At 30.9% G+C, this 20408-nt stretch carries 24 protein-coding genes; 7 read left to right on the plus strand and 17 right to left on the minus strand.

Features of this window, described 5'->3' with window-relative positions; all coding sequences use genetic code 11:
* Window positions 1-66 precede the first annotated feature (66 nt).
* The 16 genes from dut to UXY25_RS10250 form a co-directional block, all read right to left on the minus strand.
* Entirely contained in the window at window positions 67-501 is a 435-nt protein-coding gene (dut, locus tag UXY25_RS10175) for a dUTP diphosphatase (RefSeq protein WP_320815909.1), read from the minus strand.
* Window positions 501-1952 carry a lipopolysaccharide biosynthesis protein gene (locus tag UXY25_RS10180; RefSeq protein ID WP_320815910.1) on the minus strand — a complete coding sequence of 484 codons (1452 nt, stop codon included), beginning with the start codon at window positions 1950-1952 and terminating at the stop codon, window positions 501-503. The genes dut and UXY25_RS10180 overlap by 1 nt, the downstream gene beginning before the upstream one ends.
* Window positions 1953-1980: 28 nt before the next feature.
* Window positions 1981-2466 carry a hypothetical protein gene (locus UXY25_RS10185; protein WP_320815911.1) on the minus strand — a complete coding sequence of 162 codons (486 nt, stop codon included), beginning with the start codon at window positions 2464-2466 and terminating at the stop codon, window positions 1981-1983.
* A 158-nt stretch (window positions 2467-2624) separates the two neighbouring features.
* Window positions 2625-3482 (minus strand): ATP synthase F1 subunit gamma, encoded by an 858-nt coding sequence (gene atpG / locus UXY25_RS10190; protein WP_320815912.1) that lies wholly within the window; start codon window positions 3480-3482, stop codon window positions 2625-2627.
* 85 nt (window positions 3483-3567) lie between these two features.
* Window positions 3568-5142 carry a F0F1 ATP synthase subunit alpha gene (gene atpA, locus UXY25_RS10195; RefSeq protein WP_320815913.1) on the minus strand — a complete coding sequence of 525 codons (1575 nt, stop codon included), beginning with the start codon at window positions 5140-5142 and terminating at the stop codon, window positions 3568-3570.
* 43 nt (window positions 5143-5185) lie between these two features.
* Entirely contained in the window at window positions 5186-5719 is a 534-nt protein-coding gene (gene atpH, locus UXY25_RS10200) for an ATP synthase F1 subunit delta (RefSeq protein ID WP_320815914.1), read from the minus strand.
* Between the two features lie 7 nt (window positions 5720-5726).
* Window positions 5727-6218, minus strand: coding sequence for a F0F1 ATP synthase subunit B (locus tag UXY25_RS10205; RefSeq protein ID WP_320815915.1), 492 nt, complete (start codon window positions 6216-6218; stop codon window positions 5727-5729).
* 71 nt (window positions 6219-6289) lie between these two features.
* Complete coding sequence (gene atpE / locus UXY25_RS10210) at window positions 6290-6490, minus strand: ATP synthase F0 subunit C (RefSeq protein ID WP_320815916.1); 201 nt, start codon at window positions 6488-6490, stop codon at window positions 6290-6292.
* Between the two features lie 40 nt (window positions 6491-6530).
* Window positions 6531-7622 carry a F0F1 ATP synthase subunit A gene (gene atpB, locus UXY25_RS10215; RefSeq protein ID WP_414601379.1) on the minus strand — a complete coding sequence of 364 codons (1092 nt, stop codon included), beginning with the start codon at window positions 7620-7622 and terminating at the stop codon, window positions 6531-6533.
* Between the two features lie 102 nt (window positions 7623-7724).
* Complete coding sequence (locus UXY25_RS10220; RefSeq protein WP_320815917.1) at window positions 7725-8108, minus strand: hypothetical protein; 384 nt, start codon at window positions 8106-8108, stop codon at window positions 7725-7727.
* On the minus strand, window positions 8098-8319 hold the full coding sequence (locus UXY25_RS10225; protein WP_320815918.1) for an AtpZ/AtpI family protein: 222 nt from the start codon (window positions 8317-8319) through the stop codon (window positions 8098-8100). The genes UXY25_RS10220 and UXY25_RS10225 overlap by 11 nt, the downstream gene beginning before the upstream one ends.
* Window positions 8294-8689 carry a polymer-forming cytoskeletal protein gene (locus tag UXY25_RS10230; RefSeq protein ID WP_320815919.1) on the minus strand — a complete coding sequence of 132 codons (396 nt, stop codon included), beginning with the start codon at window positions 8687-8689 and terminating at the stop codon, window positions 8294-8296. The genes UXY25_RS10225 and UXY25_RS10230 overlap by 26 nt, the downstream gene beginning before the upstream one ends.
* Window positions 8690-8710: 21 nt before the next feature.
* Window positions 8711-11332 (minus strand): gliding motility protein, encoded by a 2622-nt coding sequence (locus UXY25_RS10235; RefSeq protein ID WP_320815920.1) that lies wholly within the window; start codon window positions 11330-11332, stop codon window positions 8711-8713.
* Between the two features lie 104 nt (window positions 11333-11436).
* Window positions 11437-12102 (minus strand): aspartate kinase, encoded by a 666-nt coding sequence (locus UXY25_RS10240; RefSeq protein ID WP_320815921.1) that lies wholly within the window; start codon window positions 12100-12102, stop codon window positions 11437-11439.
* A gap of 54 nt (window positions 12103-12156) precedes the next feature.
* Complete coding sequence (locus UXY25_RS10245; RefSeq protein ID WP_320815922.1) at window positions 12157-12516, minus strand: YraN family protein; 360 nt, start codon at window positions 12514-12516, stop codon at window positions 12157-12159.
* An 11-nt stretch (window positions 12517-12527) separates the two neighbouring features.
* Window positions 12528-13427 (minus strand): LD-carboxypeptidase, encoded by a 900-nt coding sequence (locus tag UXY25_RS10250; RefSeq protein WP_320815923.1) that lies wholly within the window; start codon window positions 13425-13427, stop codon window positions 12528-12530.
* 121 nt (window positions 13428-13548) lie between these two features.
* Between UXY25_RS10250 and metG the strand changes: the two genes are divergently transcribed.
* Window positions 13549-15645, plus strand: coding sequence for a methionine--tRNA ligase (gene metG, locus UXY25_RS10255; protein WP_320816001.1), 2097 nt, complete (start codon window positions 13549-13551; stop codon window positions 15643-15645).
* Between the two features lies 1 nt (window position 15646).
* Window positions 15647-16336: an HAD family hydrolase gene (locus tag UXY25_RS10260; protein WP_320815924.1), complete on the plus strand. Its 690-nt coding sequence runs from the start codon at window positions 15647-15649 to the stop codon at window positions 16334-16336.
* A gap of 42 nt (window positions 16337-16378) precedes the next feature.
* On the opposite strand, the gene UXY25_RS10265 is transcribed toward UXY25_RS10260, so the two are convergent.
* Entirely contained in the window at window positions 16379-16702 is a 324-nt protein-coding gene (locus UXY25_RS10265) for a single-stranded DNA-binding protein (protein ID WP_264559813.1), read from the minus strand.
* 215 nt (window positions 16703-16917) lie between these two features.
* Between UXY25_RS10265 and UXY25_RS10270 the strand changes: the two genes are divergently transcribed.
* The 5 genes from UXY25_RS10270 to UXY25_RS10290 are packed head-to-tail and all read left to right on the plus strand — an operon-like array spanning window position 16918 to window position 20407.
* On the plus strand, window positions 16918-18444 hold the full coding sequence (locus UXY25_RS10270; RefSeq protein ID WP_320815925.1) for a carbon-nitrogen hydrolase family protein: 1527 nt from the start codon (window positions 16918-16920) through the stop codon (window positions 18442-18444).
* Window positions 18444-18923: a DUF6265 family protein gene (locus UXY25_RS10275; RefSeq protein ID WP_320815926.1), complete on the plus strand. Its 480-nt coding sequence runs from the start codon at window positions 18444-18446 to the stop codon at window positions 18921-18923. The genes UXY25_RS10270 and UXY25_RS10275 overlap by 1 nt, the downstream gene beginning before the upstream one ends.
* A complete protein-coding gene (locus tag UXY25_RS10280; RefSeq protein ID WP_320815927.1) occupies window positions 18923-19243 on the plus strand; it encodes a hypothetical protein in 321 nt (106 codons plus the stop codon). The genes UXY25_RS10275 and UXY25_RS10280 overlap by 1 nt, the downstream gene beginning before the upstream one ends.
* A complete protein-coding gene (locus UXY25_RS10285; RefSeq protein WP_320815928.1) occupies window positions 19236-19586 on the plus strand; it encodes a hypothetical protein in 351 nt (116 codons plus the stop codon). The genes UXY25_RS10280 and UXY25_RS10285 overlap by 8 nt, the downstream gene beginning before the upstream one ends.
* Before the next feature lie 8 nt (window positions 19587-19594).
* Complete coding sequence (locus tag UXY25_RS10290) at window positions 19595-20407, plus strand: SDR family oxidoreductase (protein WP_320815929.1); 813 nt, start codon at window positions 19595-19597, stop codon at window positions 20405-20407.
* Window position 20408 lies beyond the last annotated feature (1 nt).

Genomic DNA, 20408 nt, shown 5'->3' on the forward strand with positions numbered 1-20408 from the left:
TAAAATTTCAATATTCGTTAATTTCAAATTGAACATTCAACCTGAAATTTTTGAAATTTGAAATGATTATTTCACTCCTGTACTTCCAAAACCACCTTCGCCACGAGAAGTTTCAGACAATTCACTTACTTCAATCCATTCTGCTCGTTCGTGTTTTGCAATAACTAATTGCGCCACTCTTTCTCCGTTTTCAATTGTAAAATCTTCGTTTGAAAGATTGACTAAAATTACACCTATTTCGCCACGATAATCAGCATCGACAGTTCCTGGAGAATTTAAAACTGTAATTCCTTTTTTTGCAGCCAAACCACTTCTGGGACGAACTTGCGCTTCGAAACCGATTGGCAACTCAATAAAAAGTCCGGTTTTAACAATCGTCCTTCCTAATGGTTTTAGCACAATTGATTCGGTAATGTTTGCACGTAAATCCATTCCTGCCGAAGCAATAGTTTCGTAGTTTGGTAATTCGTGAGAAGATTTATTTATAATTTTAATTTGCATTATTTTCTTTTTAAAATTCTTGAAAAAAGTTGTTGTTCATTTCGATATACAAAGTAAACAAAAATTAATAAACTAGCTATTCCAAAAACATAGGTTTCTCTTAAAACAGGAATGTAAAAAGAAAGCAAACTTAATACAACTGATAGTCCTAAATAGAAACCGATTTTCTTTTTATCATAAGGAATTGGATAGTTTTTTTGCCCTAGCTTATACGAAATCATCATCATTGCGCCATAAGCCAAAATAGTTGCGATTGCCGAACCCATAAAACTAATATAAGGAATTAGAAGAAAATTAAACAATAGAGTCACTAAAGCTCCGACGATTGAAATATAAGCACCAATTTTTGTTTTATCGATTAACTTGTACCAAACCGAAAGATTAGTATAAATACCTAAGAAAAAATTAGCAATCACAATTAGAGGCACAATATTCATTGCAATCCAATATTCTTCTCGTGGTACTAAAACTACTTTTAAAACATCCGCAAAAACAATTACTCCAAGCGACATAAACGAACCGAATATTACAAAGTATTTTGTGATTTCCGCATAGGTTTGTGGTGCATTTTCATTTTTTGCATGACTGAAAAAGAAAGGCTCAATACCCAAAGTATATGCTGTTCTAAATAGAACCATAAACATTCCTATTTTATAGCAAGCAGAATAAGCACCAATATTTGCCAAATCAACATGCATCCATTCCAATAGAATTTTATCAAAATGCTCATTGATTGCAAAAGCAATTCCAGCAATTAAAATTGGGAAACCATAATGCATCATTTTTTTCCAAAGGACTAAATCAAATTGCCATTTCAATTTAAAGTAATCTGGCAATAACACTAATAAAGTAAAAAGACTTGCTACAACACCTGAGATAAATATATAACCAATTTGAAAATCTTCAATATAAATATTTTGCAACAAAGAACTATTTTGAGACCATTTTGGTAAGAAAACCAGAAAGAAAACATTCAATGATAAATTAATTGCTACGTTGCTAATTTTAATTATTGCATATTTTATAGGTCTTCCTTCAGCTCTCAATTTTGAAAAAGGAATAATTACGAGAGCATCTAAGGTCAAGATTAAAATAGTATAGAAAATATAATCTACATTTTTATTCGACAAAACAGCAATATCATCTTTAAAAAACAAAGAGACCCCTAAAAAAAGAAGTGTGGAAACCAACAAAGAAATCATTGAGGTAGTAATTACATTTTCCTTTTTATCTTCTGAATTATAAAATCTAAAAAAGGCCGTTTCCATTCCGTAAGAAAGAACTACGTTGAAAAAAACCAAATAGGAAAAAATGATAGAAACCTCTCCATATTCACTTGAAGGCATATAATCTGTATACAACCTTACCAAAAGAAAACTTAACATTCTTGGCAATACAGTCGCAATGCCGTAAATAGCGGTTTGATTTAGAAGCTTTTTATATGAACTCAAAGTTTTTTTATTTAAGAAACAAAAATAGTTATTCTGTAGGTCTTCTCATAGAAGGATAAGCAATCATTTCTCTTTCTTCTACATTTTCTATAATTTTAGAATATGTTTTACCATCCTTTTTAAAAAATAAAATAGCTTGTTTCTCTTTTAAATTAATTTCAGGATTATTAACAACTACTTCTTCAGCATCTGTAACTTCTACATTTATTCCTTTTAACCTATTTTGACCCGTATTAATTCTAGCCAAATAACTTAACTCATTTGTTTTTTCAAAACGAGCCTCGTAAGTTTTAAATTGAATTTTTTCTAAAGTCAATCCTTCATCAAACGGATTATTTAAGTTAACAAAAACATTTATTCCAGCTCCTCCACCTCTTACACCAGCAACCCAATATTGCGAGTAAATTTCTTTTATTGGAGTTTGATCTACAATTTTTTGAGCATCCATTTTAGTGCTTCCACAAGAAAGTATTGAAAAACTGAAAAGAAGTGTTATTAATTTATAAACTATCATCTTGAGAATATTTTAGTTAAATGTACAAATTATATAGCAAAAAAAGAGCCAAACTTAGTTTGGCTCTTTTAAATATTCTATGTTTTTAACTCTGCTTACGCTTCGTTTAATTGTTTAATGCTTCTACCATATTAAATTTAACTCTGCTTAAGCTTCGTTTAATTGTTCAATGCCTCTGCTCCACCAACAATTTCAAGGATTTCTCCAGTAATTGCAGCTTGACGTGCTTTATTGTATGTTAATTTCAATTGGTTTCTCAAATCGGTTGCATTATCAGTTGCCTTATGCATTGCAGTCATACGAGCGCCATGTTCTGAAGCAAAAGAATCACGAATTCCTTTATACAATTGTGTTTTTAATGACTTAGGTATTAAAGTCGATACTATTTCCTCTTTTGAAGGTTCAAAAATATAATCTGAAGAAACAACTTCACCTCCAATAATTGGAGCTAATGGTAAAAATTGTTCAATTTTCACGATTTGAGTTGCTGCATTTTTAAAGTGATTATAAACAATATGTATTTCATCATATTCACCTGCAACAAATTTATCCATTAAAAGTTGAGCAACATCAGAAACATTTTCAAATGATAAATCATCAAAAATTTCACTCTTATTATCAACAATAGTATTCGTTTTCTTTAAAACATCATTTCCTTTTTTACCAATAGCAAAAACATCAACTTGTTTTCCTGAATAAGAACTAGATAAATTTCTAACTCCTTTAATTACATTAGAATTAAAAGCACCACATAAACCTCTATTTGAAGTAATAGCAACAATTAAAACTTTATTAACTTCTCTTTGTTCTGCAAATGGACTACCAGTATCTCCTTCAAGAGTAGCGCTTAAATTTTGCAACAATTCAGTTAATTTCTCGGCATAAGGGCGCATCGCTGTAATAGCGTCTTGAGCTTTTTTAAGCTTAGCAGCAGAAACCATTTTCATTGCCGATGTTATTTGCATCGTAGATGAAACGGAACTAATTCTATTTCTAATTTCCTTTAAATTTGCCATTTTTTATAAATAATTAGTGATTAGTAATTAGTGATTAGTCGCTATTTAAGCTAGTTCTATTCACTAATTACTTTTCACTTATAAATTAATATTTCGCAGAAACTTCTTTAGCAGCTTTTTGTAAAACATCAGTAATTTCGTCTGTGAATTTACCAGCTTTTAATCCGTCTAAAGTATCTCTATGTTTAGCATTTAAATAATCAATGAAATCTCTTTCAAATTCTTTAACACTAGCTACTGGAACACTTTTTAACAAGTTTTTAGACCCTGCATAAATAATTGCAACCTGATCTTCTACTGTATAAGGATCGTTAACTGCTTGCTTTAAAATTTCAACATTACGTTTTCCTTTTTCAATTACGTTCATAGTAACTGCATCTAAATCTGAACCAAATTTAGCAAACGCTTCTAATTCACGGTATTGAGCTTGGTCTAATTTTAAAGTTCCAGCAACCTTTTTCATTGATTTAATTTGTGCATTACCTCCAACACGAGAAACAGAAATACCAACGTTAATTGCAGGACGTACACCTGAATTAAATAAATCTCCATCTAAGAAGATTTGTCCGTCAGTAATCGAAATTACATTTGTTGGGATATAAGCAGAAACGTCACCAGCTTGAGTTTCAATAATTGGCAAAGCTGTTAATGAACCTCCTCCTCTTACGATTGGGCGTAAAGAGTCAGGTAAGTCATTCATGTCTTTAGCAATGTCATCATCAGCAATAACTTTTGCAGCTCTTTCTAATAATCTAGAGTGAAGATAGAAAACATCTCCTGGGTAAGCCTCACGACCTGGTGGTCTTCTTAATAATAACGATACTTCACGGTAAGCAACTGCTTGCTTAGATAAATCATCATAAACAATTAATGCAGGACGACCTGTATCACGGAAATACTCTCCAATAGAAGCTCCAGCAAATGGTGCATAAACTTGCATTGCTGCGGGATCTGATGCATTTGCAGCAACAATAACCGTATAAGCCATTGCTCCTTTTTCTTCTAACGTTTTTGCAATTGAAGCAACTGTAGATGCTTTTTGTCCTACTGCTACATATATACAGAATACTGGTTTACCAGCATCGTAAAATTCTTTTTGATTTAGAATGGTGTCGATACAAACCGTAGTTTTACCTGTTTGACGGTCACCAATAACCAATTCACGTTGCCCTCTACCAACTGGAATCATAGCATCAATTGCTTTAATACCTGTTTGTAATGGTTCGGTTACTGGTTGACGAAAGATAACTCCAGGAGCTTTTCTTTCTAATGGCATTTCATATAAATCACCACCAATTGGTCCCTTACCATCAATAGGATTTCCTAATGTGTCTAGAACACGACCAACAACTTGTTCACCAACTTTAAGGGAAGCAATACGTTGTGTTCTTTTTACATTAGAACCTTCTCTAATACCTGTAGAAGGACCTAATAATACTACACCAACATTGTCTTCCTCTAAGTTAAGAACGATAGCCTCTAACCCGTTATCGAATTGTACTAATTCACCATACTGTGCATTAGATAATCCGTAAACACGTGCGATTCCATCTCCAACTTGAAGTACTGTTCCAACTTCTTCTAATGAAGTACCAGATTCAAAACCTGATAATTGCTTTTTTAAGATTGCTGATATTTCAGCAGGTTTAATTTCAGCCATTTTAATTTATAATTTAAACACTCATTGAGTGCGTTGACTATTATTAATTACTAAATTCTCTTTTTAATGCCAATAGCTTACTAGCTACTGATGCATTGAATTGTTTATCTCCTATTCTCAATACAAATCCACCAATAATAGAAGGATCAACAATATTTTGAATAGTAATATTTTTATTTGAAAACTCTTTTATTTTTGCTAAAACTTTACTTTCTAAATCAGATGTGATAGGAAATGCAGTAGTAACTATTGCTGTTTCAATACCATTTAACTCATCAAATAAAGTATTATACTCTGAAGCAATAGCGTGTAAAATTTCAAATCTTTTATTTTCTAAAAGTAATTGAAACAAGCTTTTTGTTTCGTTTTGTACTGAAGCAAAAACTTCTAATAAAGCACTAAGCTTAACATTTCCACTAACTGTAGGGTTTAATAAAAAGCCTTTCAATTCATCACTTCCCTTAACAGCTGCAACAATAGACAACATATCATTGTTTACACTTGCCGTGTTATCATTTGCTTTTGCAATATCAAGAATAGCTTTAGCGTATCGAATAGCCGCTCTAGTTCCTGCCATAATGCTTTTAGTTTAATTTAGCTTCAACTAACATTTTCTCAACCAATTTTGATTGAGCTTCTGTGCTAGCTAATTCACTTTTTAATATTTTTTCTGCAATTTCAATTGAAAGTGTAGAAACTTGATTTTTTATCTCTGCAATTGCAGCATTTTTTTGAGACTCAATAGAAGCCTTTGCTTGAGAAATCATTTTTTCTCCTTGCACTTGTGCCTCTTCTTTTGCGTCTGCAATCATTTTTTCTTTTAACTCACGAGCCTCTTTTATCATAGTATCTCTTTCTGCTCTTGCTTCAGCCAATAACTTTTCGTTATCTGCTTGAAGATTTAATAAATCTTTTTTAGCATTTTCAGCAGAAAGAAGCGCATCATTAATAGATTCTTCTCTAGTTTTTACAGCTTCTAAAATTGGCTTCCATGCAAACTTTTTTAATAATATAAAAAAGACTACAAAAATTATAGTTGTCCAAAAAATTAAACTTTCAGGTGAAGTGAAATTCATAATATATAATTTATTTGTTTGTTTGTTTTAAAAAATCTTCTCACAACCAACCGTTGTGAGAAGATAATTAATTACTTAGCGATTAAAGCAACTACTACCGCGAAAAGTGCAACACCCTCGATAAGAGCAGCAGCAATAATCATTGCTGTTTGAATTTTTGAAGCAACCTCAGGTTGTCTTGCCATAGCGTCCATTGCAGAACCACCAATTTTTCCAATTCCGATTCCTGCTCCAATAACAGCTAATCCAGCACCGATTCCAGCTAATACCATAATAAAATATTTATATAGTTAATAATTAATAAAACTCAATTTAATGATGATCATGCTCTTCAACTGCCTGACCAATAAACAACGCTGACAACAGTGTAAACACATAAGCCTGTAAAGCCGCAACTAACATTTCTAACACACTCATAAATAATACAAATGCTCCAGAAACTGGCGAAATCCAAACTGTTTTAAATATATAAATCAACGAAATTAAACTTAAAATAATAATATGTCCAGCAGTAATATTCGCGAATAAACGAATCATTAAAGCGAACGGCTTAGTCAACATTCCAATAATTTCAACAGGAATCATAATAGGATATAAAGCTTTAGGCACTGGCGGCATAAAAATATGTGACCAGTAGTCCTTTTTTGCACTTAAAGTTGTAACTATGAAAGTAATAAAAGCTAAAACAAAAGTAAAATATATATTTCCTGTTAAGTTAGAACTAAATGGGAAAAATGGAATTAGTCCAATTAAATTATTTACCCAAATGAAAAAGAAAATCGTTAACAAATAAGGCATGTATTTTTCATAGTTCTTATCTCCAATGTTTGGTCTAGCAATGTCATCTCTAACAAACAAAATAAGAGGCTCAAGAAAACCAGCTAATCCTTTTGGAGCCATTTTGTTTCTATTGTATGAACGAGCCGTCATAATAAACAATAACAAAATAAGAAATACAGAAAATATCATTGAAAACGCATTCTTTGTAATCGAAAAATTTAATGGCCTTTCTGCAAAATTAAAACCATTCATCATTCCAGATTTTTGCTCTTCTGTTAATGTTGGAAACTTATCCGCATAATAAATCACTTCATTATACTTTACAAATTTTCGTCCATTAACTTCAACTTGATGCTCACCAGAATTATCATGATGAAAAATAGATGAAGAAAAAATTTCTAAACCACTTTCTGTGCATAAAATAATTGGCAACGGCATAGAAATCGAATGACCATTCCAATCAGCGATATGAAAATCATGAGCATCACCAATATGAGAATTTATTAATTCCGTTGGACTAAATTCTTTCCCTTCTTCAGCACCATGACTAGCAAAACTAGTATTTGCAACCATTAAAATGGCAATACAAAAAACGAACTTTAAGGCCTTTCCGAATATCTTCATAACTACATTTAGTTAAAAACAGTGTTTTAAAATTTTTTGCAAAGGTACATTATAATTCATAATAACGAAATTAATTCAAAAAAAAATAACTCCAAATCACAATCAACAATTCTTTTTATTCAATAGCCGAACAACAACTACACTTTCAATTATTAAAAAAATGAAATACGCAGAAAAAAAACTTAATGTATCAGGAATTTTATTTGAAAAATCGGAATTAACTAAAGGCATTAAATAAACTACAGAAACCGCCATTTTAATTATCCCTAATGCAAGAAATGCATAACCAACTTTGTCATTAAATTTTACATTTATTGTGAAAAGAACAAAAAAAGAAACTAATGTTAAAACAAAATTAAAAAAATAGATTTCTTCAATTGAATTATATAAAACTATTTCTTTTGTTGCTACATAATTTATAGCTCCAAAAAATAGACCTAAAATAAATGTTAAAAAAATCGAAGCAAAGTAACTTTTAATCATCATTTTTATCTTGAATGGCTTTAACCTGCTTGTAAACATTATAAAGAGCTATTCCTATAGAAATTAAAGAAATTGAAACCACAAACAGAGGCGAAAATCCTGTTTTATCATCTAAATAATTACCAAAAAAAACTCCTGCAAAAATTATTACTCCCATTTGAAAAGGAATATTAATTAGACTCAACCACTTAAGCGAGTTTTTCTTTTTGCTCATCTGAAGGAATGGTTTTTAAATTACTTTTCATTTCACAAGTTGCTTCAAAAACTGCTCCTGGATCTACAGATAGTTTACCAACAATTACTTCTCCTTTTATTCTTGCTGTTGCTTTAACTCCTAAAAGTTCTGCAACTTCAAGTTTTCCAGAAAACTTTCCTTCAATATCAACATTTACACATTTAACATCTCCTTGAACTTCTCCTGATGGCCCAATAACTAATTTAGATGTTGAATTATAGTTTCCTATTAATGTTCCGTCTAACCTAAAATCGGTCTTAGAAGTTATATCACCTTTAATCACTGTTCCTTCTACAATTCTATTTGTCTGTCCTAATTGACTTGTATCTTTCTTAGTTTTGTCAAACATAATATAATGGTCTTTGAATTTTTATTGTTTATTTAATAATAGCCAATCGTTAAAGTTCTTTTTAAACTGAATGATTTTATAATCTTCAGAAGAAATGATATACGCTTTATCTTTTATTTTATAATCTTTAAACTCTTGCAGTATACTTAATACAGATTTTGCACTTTCCAACTTTTCAAATCCGTGAATTACTATAATATCTTTATCAATTGTATAAAGATCGCTTGATATTTTTAGCAAAACACTGTTCCTGTCTTTTATGTATTTATTAATTTTTTCAGTTAACTTTTTAGAGTCTTCCTTTAAGGGGAAATTCTTAATAAAAATAACTTTCCATCCTGTAGCCTCAAGTTTTCCTAATTCAAATGCTTCAAGTTTAGGAATATCATTTTGCAATAAATTTTCTGCTTGTTTTCCTTCCAACTCATCTGGATAAGTTAGAGCTACAAAATTCAATGCTTTTTTATAACTACCCACTCCTTCAAGTCTAGCGTTAATATATGCCTTTAATAACTCAAATTTAGGCAATGATTCATCTCCAAAAAATTGATCAATTCTCAACTCAACTTCTTCCGAAGCTTCTCTAATTGAATTGTCTTGAAACAATTTATATAAATTATAATACACTTTCTCTGGACTTTCGCTGTCTGTTAATTCAACAGAAGGATTTTGAATAATTTGTGCATATCTACTATCTGGATATTCAGTAATAATTTCGTTTTTATAAACCTCAGCTTTACTTGTTTTTAAAATCTCGTAAATTTTAAATAAATTATATTTAGCAGGTAGTATTAATCTTTCTTCTGGACTGTTTTTTAACAATTGTTCTAATCGTGAAGCAGCTAATTCATATTCTTTAAACTTTTCCTTATAAATAACCCCTAATTGGTAATAGGCAAAGTTTCTGTCTTTAGCCAAACTATCTATCACAGTTTGAGAAGTTGGCAATTTTGAAGTGTAAAAATCAACTGTATACTTTTCTACTATTTCAGTAACTAAAGAATCGCTTTCAACTACTAAATCGACTATATCATTTGTTGAAAAATCTATAGTTTTATCTGAAGACAATCTCCAGTTTTTCTTTAATTCTCTTTTACCCCATTTACCTTCGAACTCTCTTTTACCATAACTAACCGTTACTGGATTGTAAAAATAAAAATTATTTGGCTCATCTGTAATTGATGTTGGAGGCATTATACCCACACTTCCCTTAAGAGGAGGGCTTAGTAATGAATTAGGATTGAATTTTCCTCCCGGCTGACCAGGCTTGATTGCAGAATTTGCTGCTATATTAGCTTCTTTTTCAGCCTCTTTAGCTTCTAACTTTGCTTTAATTTCATCGGAAATTTTTAATTTATCAATGTACTTTTGAAAATATTCAACCTTTTGAGAATCATTCATTGCAACTAAATTTAGAATACTATCGTTCTGTTGAGCAATAGTTTCATACTTAATTACATCTACCAAGTTTAATCTTTTCTTTTTATACTTTCTATATTCTCTAGTGCCTTCTTTTAATCTTAATAATGTACTGTCGTAATATTTTCCTGCAATTTTATATTCAGCATCTTTGAAATAAATTTCTCCAATGTTTCTATAATTTGAAGAAATTAAATATTCGTCTTGAGTAAATGAACGAATCGATTTATTATAAAATTTTTCAGCAATTTTAGGCTTTTGATTTTTATCATAAAAAACACCCATTTGATGGTTAAGAATATCTAAAAAAGGTCTGTTTTCTCTATCTTCTAATAATTTTGTGAATTTTTCCACAAATGCTAAAGTATCTCCGTTTTTATAATCAAACTGTTGTGCTTGCTTTGCATGAGCCTGAATTACATATCTACGAGGAGATTTTCTCTTCATATCTATAACTTCTTGGAAAGCTACAAATGCACTATCATTGTATTCAAACGATTCGTAAAGCTGACCTAAAATAAATGAATATCGTGCTTTCTCTTCTTTATTTTTAGTCTCTAATCTTGCAACCTTAATAGTTGCAATTGCAGAATCATTTGAACCTACATTTCTATAAGCTTGACTCAGAATTGCATTAGCATCAGCTAAGTCTTGACCTACAATATCTTGCTTCTCAAGTAGTTTTTTTAGATTTTTAATAGCTCCTTCATTATTCTCAAGTCTAATATTCACTTTTTCTCTCCAAACTTTTGCATGATAAATCTTATCACTATTTGGATATTTATATAGAATATAATTTAACGCTTCTAACGAAGGAATAAATCTATTTTCATAATAACGAGCTTTAGCTAATAGCAAATAAGCCTCGTCCATTTGTGTGTTTTTTTCAATCCCACCAATGTTCATGGAATGCTTTTGGATAGCTTTAACCGCTTTTTCTTCGGCTCGAGTAAAATTTGGATTTTTAGTTTGCCCAGGAAGAAAGTTTTCCTCCGTTTCTTGCATTCTTTCAACAGGAAGAATCTCCCAGAAATTATCTTTAAATGTAGATTTTAAATTTTCTAAACCCGAATCTAATGCTAAATTACCGTTATACAGAACATTATATTCTGTTGCAACAGCATGCATATTTCTGTTAATAAATTTATCTTTCCTAACAGAACAAGCGAGTATAAAAAGCATTAAACCTAATGTTAATGCGTATTTTAGATGATTAGTCTTCAAATTAAAACGTTTTTATTCTTAAAACTAAAAATTACTCCTTTTAGTATAAGAATGGTAAAAATACGTTTCTTTTTTTGATGTAGAAAAAAATAGCCTTTTTTTTACTATTCTTGAATATTTTTTAAATCCTTAATAACTTTAAAAGCAACATCAATCTGCTCATCACTAACAACTATTGTAAATTCATTTGTTGTAGAAATAACTTCATGAATAACAATTCCTTCCCAAGCTAATTTTTGGAAAATATAGTAATACACACCTGGAACCGAAATATTGTCTTGTGGCAACTTAACTGTTATAGAAGATAAATTTTCTAATTTTAGTGATCTTTTTTCGTGGTTAAAAAAGTCATCTACTAAATGAGAATAAGAAGAACTGATAATAATGTTCATTTCACTTACACCTCTAGATGAAGTGTAAAAAACATCTTGATTTTTATTGATTTCGAAAATTAATTTCCCTTGATTTTCTTTTAAAGTGTTTGAAATTTCAAAAGTAAAATCTGTTAAAGAAGAACGAACCGTGATTTCACCAATATTCATTAAAACTTTAGAAATTTTCCTGTTTATTTTAAAATCCAACTCTTCTGAAAGTCTTTTTAAAGACATTACAATTGCGCCTTGCTTAATCTCTTTCCCTAATTCTTTTTCAAGTTCAGGAACCATTATTCTTGCTAAAGATGTTAAGTTTATAATTCCTTGAGCCAAAGAATTTAATAAAAATGGTTTTGCCTTAATATAGTTCTCTACAACAGAAGAAATTGTTTTCATATCGAAAAATTTTACGCAAATATACAAAAAGAAACAAATTGTTACATATGTAACTTAAAAATAATAAAATGCTTCTTCTATGTGTTCAATGTTAAATTTTTGCTTCTCTTTATAAACAGCAATGATATCAAATCGAACCTCAACATTTAAGTCGCTTTCAATTACATATTCATTGATTGCTTTCAATAATAATTGGATTTTTTTAGGCTTTACAAAGTCTTGTGGCAATCCAAAATCAATACTTGAACGTGTTTTTACTTCAACAACAGCTAAAACATTTTCTTTTTGAGCTATAATGTCAATTTCAGCTTTTTGAAAAGTCCAATTGGTTTCCAAAATAGCATATCCTTTTTTTTGAAGAAACTCAACTGCTAATTCTTCACCTATTTTACCAAGTTCATTATGTTCGGCCATTTTTTAAGTGACTAGTTTTTGAAAATTAGTTTAACTTCTTTATCGTTTACTTCAAAATCAACTTGACTTCCCAAAACCAAGGTTCTATTGTCTTTCATATGTCCTGCTGGAAAATCAAACGCAATTGGTATATTGTATTGTGAGGCAATTGCTGTAATAATTTGTACTGCATTTTGCCCAAAAGGAATTTCATTATCGTGCATATCAGTCATTCCACCAACAATTAAACCTTTTACATTATCAAAGTAACCGTTACGCTTCATGTTTTGCATCATTCTATCAACATGATACAAATATTCGTCTAAATCTTCAATATAAAGGATTTTATCTTTCATATCAAGAGATGATTTCGAACCTAACAAACTGTATAAAATAGATAAATTTCCGCCTACTATTTCGCCAGTAGCTTTTCCTTTTACATTATAAGAAACTGTAGGAACTTTATATTCTATATGTTCTCCAAAAAGAGCTTTTCGCAATGTTTCTTTGACTTCTTCAGGTGCTTTTGGAACCGTAAAAGGCATTATAGAATGTAAAGTAGCAATGCGTTCTACATTAGCATGACTGTGTAATACGGTTACATCACTAAAACCCATAATCCATTTTGGATGCTTTTTGAATTTGGTGAAATCCAACATATCAATAATTCGAACCGTACCATAACCGCCACGAGAACACCAAATGGCTTTGATATTGTCATCATCCATCATATTTTGAAAATCAGCAGCACGTTCTGTGTCTGTTCCGCCAAGTTGACAACTATCTAAACCAATAGTAGCTCCTAGTTTTATTTTTAATCCCCAAGATTCTAACAATTCTTTAGCAGGGATTGCGTCTTCAGGCATAAACTTACGAGCAGTACAAACAATAGCGACAGTATCGCCTTTTTTTAAATAAGGTGGAATTTTCATTTTCTTTTGGGAATGTGAAAAGTTTGAAATTAGTATAAACAAAAAAATAAATCTAAACATAGCAGATTTCTTTATCTCAAAAGTAAACAAAATGAAACAAAAATTCGTCATTTCGTGCTTAATGAATTATTTTTGCTTCAAATTTCAATGCATTATGATTCAAAATCCTAAAAGATATACAATTACTGCCGCTTTACCTTATACAAATGGCCCCATTCATATTGGTCACTTAGCAGGTGTTTATGTTCCTTCTGATATTTATGCACGTTACCTTCGTATGCAAGGAAAAGACGTTGCTTTTATGTGTGGAAGTGATGAACACGGTGTTGCTATTTCTATGAAAGCGAAAAAAGAAGGTATTACACCTCAAGAAGTAATTGATAAATATGATGGAATTATTCGTCAGTCTTTTATAGATTTTGGAATCTCATTTGACAATTATTCAAGAACTTCCGCTAAAATTCACCATGATACAGCGCAAGAGTTTTTTAAAAAATTATACGATAAAGGAGATTTCATAGAAGAAGTTACCGATCAATTATATGATGCAAAAGCTGACCAATTTTTAGCAGATCGTTTTGTAACTGGAACTTGCCCTAAATGTGACAATCCAGAAGCTTATGGTGACCAATGTGAAAAATGTGGTTCTACTTTAAATGCAACCGATTTAATTAATCCAAAATCAACAATAACTGGAGACGTTCCAATTATGAAATCTACTAAGCATTGGTTTTTACCTTTGAATAGATATGAAGATTTTTTACGTGAGTGGATTCTTGTTGGACATAAAAACGACTGGAAAACTAATGTTTACGGACAAGTAAAATCATGGATTGACGGAGGTTTAGAACCAAGAGCTGTTACACGTGATTTAGACTGGGGAATTGACGTTCCTGTCGATGGTGCCGAAGGGAAAAAATTATACGTTTGGTTTGATGCTCCTATTGGATACATTTCTGCAACTAAAGAATGGGCCACAAGAGAAGGAAAAGATTGGGAACCTTATTGGAAAGACCAAGATACGAAACTGATTCACTTTATTGGAAAAGACAATATCGTATTCCATTGTATAATTTTCCCAGCAATGTTAAAAGCAGAAGGAAGTTATATTTTACCAGACAATGTCCCTGCAAATGAGTTCTTAAATTTAGAAGGAAACAAATTATCTACTTCTAAAAACTGGGCAGTTTGGCTACACGAATATTTACAAGATTTTCCAGGCAGACAAGATGCTTTACGTTATACATTAACTGCAAATGCTCCCGAATCAAAAGACAATGACTTTACTTGGAAAGATTTTCAGGCAAGAAACAATAATGAATTAGCAGCCATTCTTGGAAATTTCATTAATCGTGTGGTGGTTTTAACTAATAAATATTACGACGGTATTGTTCCTGCTCCAAATGAATTTTCAGAAGTTGACCAACAAACTTTATCGGAACTAAAAGCATATCCTGCAGTAATTGCCTCTTCAATTGAGCGTTACCGTTTTAGAGAAGCACTTGGTGAAGTTATGAATGTGGCTCGTTTAGGAAATAAATATTTAGCAGACGAAGAACCATGGAAAATGGTAAAAACAGATGCCGAAAGAGTTAAAACACAAATGTATGTTGCGCTTCAAATTGCTTCTGCTTTAAGTGTTTTATGCGAACCTTTCTTGCCTTTTACAGCTGCAAAATTAAAAAATATATTAAACCAAAACGATAGCGGTTTAAGTTGGAGTGACATTTCAAAAAGATCAGATTTATTACCAGCAGAACATCAAATTGGGGCAGCAGAAATTTTATTCGCTCAAATTGAGGATGAAGAAATTCAAAAACAAATAGACAAATTAGAAGCTACTAAAAAAGCAAATGTTATGGAGAATGCTAAAGCAGAACCGCAAAAAGAAATTGCAACTTTTGACGATTTTACAAAATTAGATTTACGCGTTGGAACTATTTTGGAAGCAGAAAAAATGCCTAAGGCTAATAAATTACTAGTTTTAAAAGTAGATACCGGAATTGACGTAAGAACGATTGTTTCTGGAATTGCAGAACATTTTTCGCCGGAAGAAGTAATTGGAAAACGTGTTACAGTTTTAGTAAACTTAGCGCCAAGAGCATTACGTGGAGTGGAAAGTGCAGGAATGATTTTAATGACTAATTTGCCAAACGGAAAATTAGTTTTTGTAAATCCAGATGCTGAAGGAGTAATGAATGGAGGATTAATTAGTTAAGATGAAAAACGCAAAGATTATAGCATTCGACGCAGACGACACCCTTTGGCACAACGAACCTTATTTTGATGAAGCCCAAGCGCGTTTTTGCAAACTGTTTCAAGATTTTGCTTCTAGTCAGGAAATATTAGGAATGATTTTAAACCATCAGGTCAAAAATTTACCTATTTACGGGTTTGGAATTAAAGCTTTTACACTTTCTATGATTGAAACTGCTTTAAAAATTACCGACAATAATATTTCGGGAAAAGGAATTGAGCAGATTATTACAATCGGTAAAGACTTATTACAAAAGCCCGTAGAGTTAATGCCAAATGTAGAAAATGTTCTGCAAGAGCTTCACGGAAATTACAAATTGGTAATGGCTACAAAAGGCGATTTAAAAGACCAACATAGAAAATTACATGATTCAGGAATTGGACATTATTTTCACCACATTGAAGTATTAAGTGATAAAACCGAACTAGATTACGAAAAAATGCTTGGTCGTTTAGAAATTAAAGCAGAAGATTTTTTAATGGTTGGAAATTCTCTAAAATCGGATATTTTGCCAATTATAAATTTAGGAGGATTTGGGATTCACGTTCCTTATGCAACTACTTGGGAATATGAAAAAATAGACTTTGAAATAGAACATGAAAATTTCTTAGCCTTAAACAATATTGAAGAAGTTTTAAATATTTTAAAATAAAAAAACCACGCAAATGCGTGGTTTTTTGTTTCCATCTGCTAATTACTTTCCTAAAAGCAAAACTTCATTTGCGACAATTTCTGTAATGTAGCGCTTAACGCCTTCTTTGTCGTCGTAACTTCTGGTTGTAAGCTTACCTTCTATTGCAAGTTCTTTTCCTTTAGTAACGTACTTCTCTATAATTTCAGCTGTTTTTCCCCAAGCTGTAACGCGGTGCCATTCTGTCTTTTCAACTTTATCACCGTTGTCCTTGTAATACACTTCATTTGTTGCAATAGAAATGTTTGCTAATTTCTTTCCTCCTTCTAAGTTTTTAACTTCTGGCTCTTGCCCTACGTGTCCGATTAATTGTACTCTGTTTTTCATGGCGTGTAAATTTAAATTGTTTATATAAAATTATTTTTAGTGCCTCATAAAACATCTGTTATTAAAATTGTGAGTGTTTCATTTCGACAGTGCAAAGATGTGGCAACAAAAAAGTGTTATTCGGTATTTATCTATTTACTTTCGGTTGTAAATGTTTGTAACCATTTGTAAACGTTTATTATTTTTACTATATTCGCAAAAACAAAAAATAATTTATGCCTGCAAATATTAAAAGCGTTGAGTTAAGAAACTTACAAATTGAAGATTATAAAGAGTTAAAAAAGTCAATGATTGAATCCTATCCAGAAATGGCGGAATCTTTTTGGAAAGAAGATCAAATTGAACTTTTATTAAAAAAATTCCCTGACGGACAATTAGTAATTGTTGTAGATGGAGTTGTTGTTGGTTCTGCTTTATCTATTTTGGTAACGGAAGAATTTGCTTTTAAAACGAGAACATATAAAGGCATTACTGGTAATTTTTCTTTTGACACGCATAACCCAGATGGAGAAGCATTGTATGGAATTGATGTTTTTATTAATCCAAAATACCGTGGATTAAGACTTGGTCGTCGTATGTATGATGTACGTAAGGAATTATGTGAGCAATTAAATTTAAAATCAATCATTTTTGCTGGTAGAATTCCAACTTATGGAAAATACAAAGATGAAATTACTCCTAAAGTTTATATAGACAAAGTAAAGAAAAAAGAAATTTACGATCCGGTTTTATCGTTTCAGTTAAGTAATGATTTCCACGAAGTTCGTGTGCTTAAAAATTATTTAGAAGGCGATAAAGAATCAATGGAATATGCCGTTTTATTAGAATGGAATAATATCTATTATGACGATAGTCCAAAGCTAATTAATACAGAAAAAAACATTGTTCGTTTAGGATTAATTCAATGGCAAATGAGAACCTTGAATAACATTCAAGCTCTATTTGACCAAGCAGAATTTTTCATCGATGCTGTTTCGGGTTACGGAAGTGATTTCGCCTTATTTCCAGAATTATTTACTGCACCATTAATGGCAGATTATAATCACCTTTCTGAAGCAGAAGCAATAAAAGGTTTAGCAAGACATACGGATGCAGTTCATAAAAAATTCCAAGAATATGCTATCTCTTATAACATAAACATCATTACTGGAAGCATGCCCTATTTAGAAGACGGACACGTTTATAATGTTGGTTTTTTATGCAGAAGAGATGGAACAAGCGAAATGTATCGTAAAATACACATTACACCAAACGAGACTTTCCATTGGGGAATAACTGGTGGAGACACCATTAAAACTTTTGATACCGATTGTGGGAAAATTGGTATTGTAATTTGTTATGATGTTGAATTTCCAGAATTATCTCGTTTAATGGCTGACGAAGGAATGAACATATTATTTGTACCCTTCTTAACCGATACGCAAAACGGCTATACTCGTGTAAAACATTGTGCACAAGCAAGAGCTATTGAAAACGAATGTTATGTAGCTATTGCAGGTTGTGTAGGAAACTTACCAAAAGTAAACAACATGGATATTCAATATGCACAAGCAGCAGTTTTTACACCATCTGATTTTGCTTTTCCAAGTAACGGAATTAAAGCTGAAGCAACGCCAAATACAGAAATGACTTTAATTGTAGATGTAAACATTCAAGATTTAAAAGTGTTACACGAACATGGAAGTGTGAGAACCATGAAAGACAGAAGACACGATTTATACAGTTTAACAAAGTTGAAATAATGAAAAAACACATCCTTTTATTACTACTTATAACATCATTTAGTTTTGCACAAAACACCTTGCATTATAATGATGAAAAAGGTTCTGCAAAAGCAACATTAGAGGATATTTCTTGGCTAGAAGGAAACTGGAAAGGAGAAGCTTTTGGAGGAAAATTTGAAGAAAACTGGAGCAAACCAACTGGAGGCTCGATGATGTTTAACTTTAAATTAGTAGCAGATGGAAAAGTTGCTTTTTATGAATTGGGACATATTATTGAAAAAGAGAACACGCTTTTATACCAAATAAAACATTTTGACCCCAATTTAAAAGGTTGGGAAGAAAAAGACAAATCGGAAGATTTTAGATTCATTAAGAAAGAAAAAAACAGAATGTATTTTGACAATTTTACTTTCGAAAAAGTTTCGGATAATGAAGTGAATGTCTATGCTTATTTTGAAGAATCGAAAGAAGAAGTCGTTTTTAATTTTAAGAAGTAATGAACACTAATTTAATTAGAAACAACCCGAAGTTTGAACTATTTATAGACAGAGACTATTTAATAGTTAACAATGAAGATTTTAAAAAAGCCAATTGCAATTATAAATTAACAGAAATCATTGATGTTGAATTGATTTTCAATGACAACCTATTTTCAAAAATAATTACAATTTTAATTTCAGGATGGGGACTTCCAAAAAACTCTACAACATTAAGAATTTCACATATAAATGGAGTTAAAGAAATCCTTTTAACAAATTGTAACATGAAAAAAGTTGAAGAAATATTTATTATTTTAAAAAATAAATTAAATGAGTAAAGACTGTTTAGAATGTGGCGATAAAATTATTGGCCGAGAAGATAAAAAGTTTTGTAGCGACGGTTGCAGAAATGCGTACAACAACAAAATGAATAAAGATTCTAATAATTTAATGCGTAACATTAATAACAAATTGCGTAAAAATTATAGAATTCTCTGCGAATTAAACCCTGAAGAAAAATCAAAAACAACCAAAACTAAATTATTGAGTAAAGGTTTCGATTTTGAGTTTTTTACAAGCATGTTAACTACAAAAACAGGAAATGTTTATTACTTCTTATACGACCAAGGTTACCGACAATTAGAAGATGATTTTTTTATGCTAGTTAAGAAAGTTAGCTAAGGATAAGTATGAAAGAGAAAAACATTTCCATTTTAGGTTGCGGATGGCTTGGGCTTCCTTTAGCCAAAAAGTTAATTGAAAACGGATTTTCCATTAAAGGTTCAACAACTTCTGAAGAAAAGTTAGTTGTATTAGAAGCAAACAAAATTCAACCTTATTTAATAGCATTATACGAAGATAAAATAATAGGAAACATCATTGATTTTCTTACCAAATCAGAGGTTTTAATTATTGATATTCCACCAAAATTAAGAGGTTCTCAAACGGAAAATTTTGTTTCTAAAATCAAAAACTTAATAATAGAAATTGAAAAGTCGGCAATTAAAAAAGTACTTTTTATAAGTTCGACTTCAGTTTATGGTGATACTTTTCCAATTGTTGAATTGAATGAAGAATCTATTCCAAACCCAGATTCTGAAGGTGGAAAACAATTAATTGAAGTAGAACAATTATTACAATCCAATCCCAATTTTAAAACCACAGTTGTTCGTTTTGGCGGATTAATTGGCAAAGATCGTCATCCTATAAAATTCTTAGCAGGAAGAGAAAATGTCGAAAACCCAGAAGCGCCTATTAACTTTATTCATCAAGACGATTGTATTGGAATTATTGAAAAGATTCTTTTGCAAAATTACTGGGAAGAAACCTTCAATGCAGTTGCACCTGAACATCCTACAAGAGCAGAATATTATCACAAAAAAGCTTTAGAAATGAATTTAAAAGTTCCTACTTTTGCAAAAGATTCAATATCTAAAGGCAAAATAGTAAGCAGTCAAAAATTACAAAAAATTCTGGATTACTCCTTTCAAAAACAAATTTAAA

Origin of the sequence: Flavobacterium sp., assembly GCF_034111225.1 — a bacterium.
Taxonomy (GTDB): Bacteria; Bacteroidota; Bacteroidia; order Flavobacteriales; family Flavobacteriaceae; genus Flavobacterium.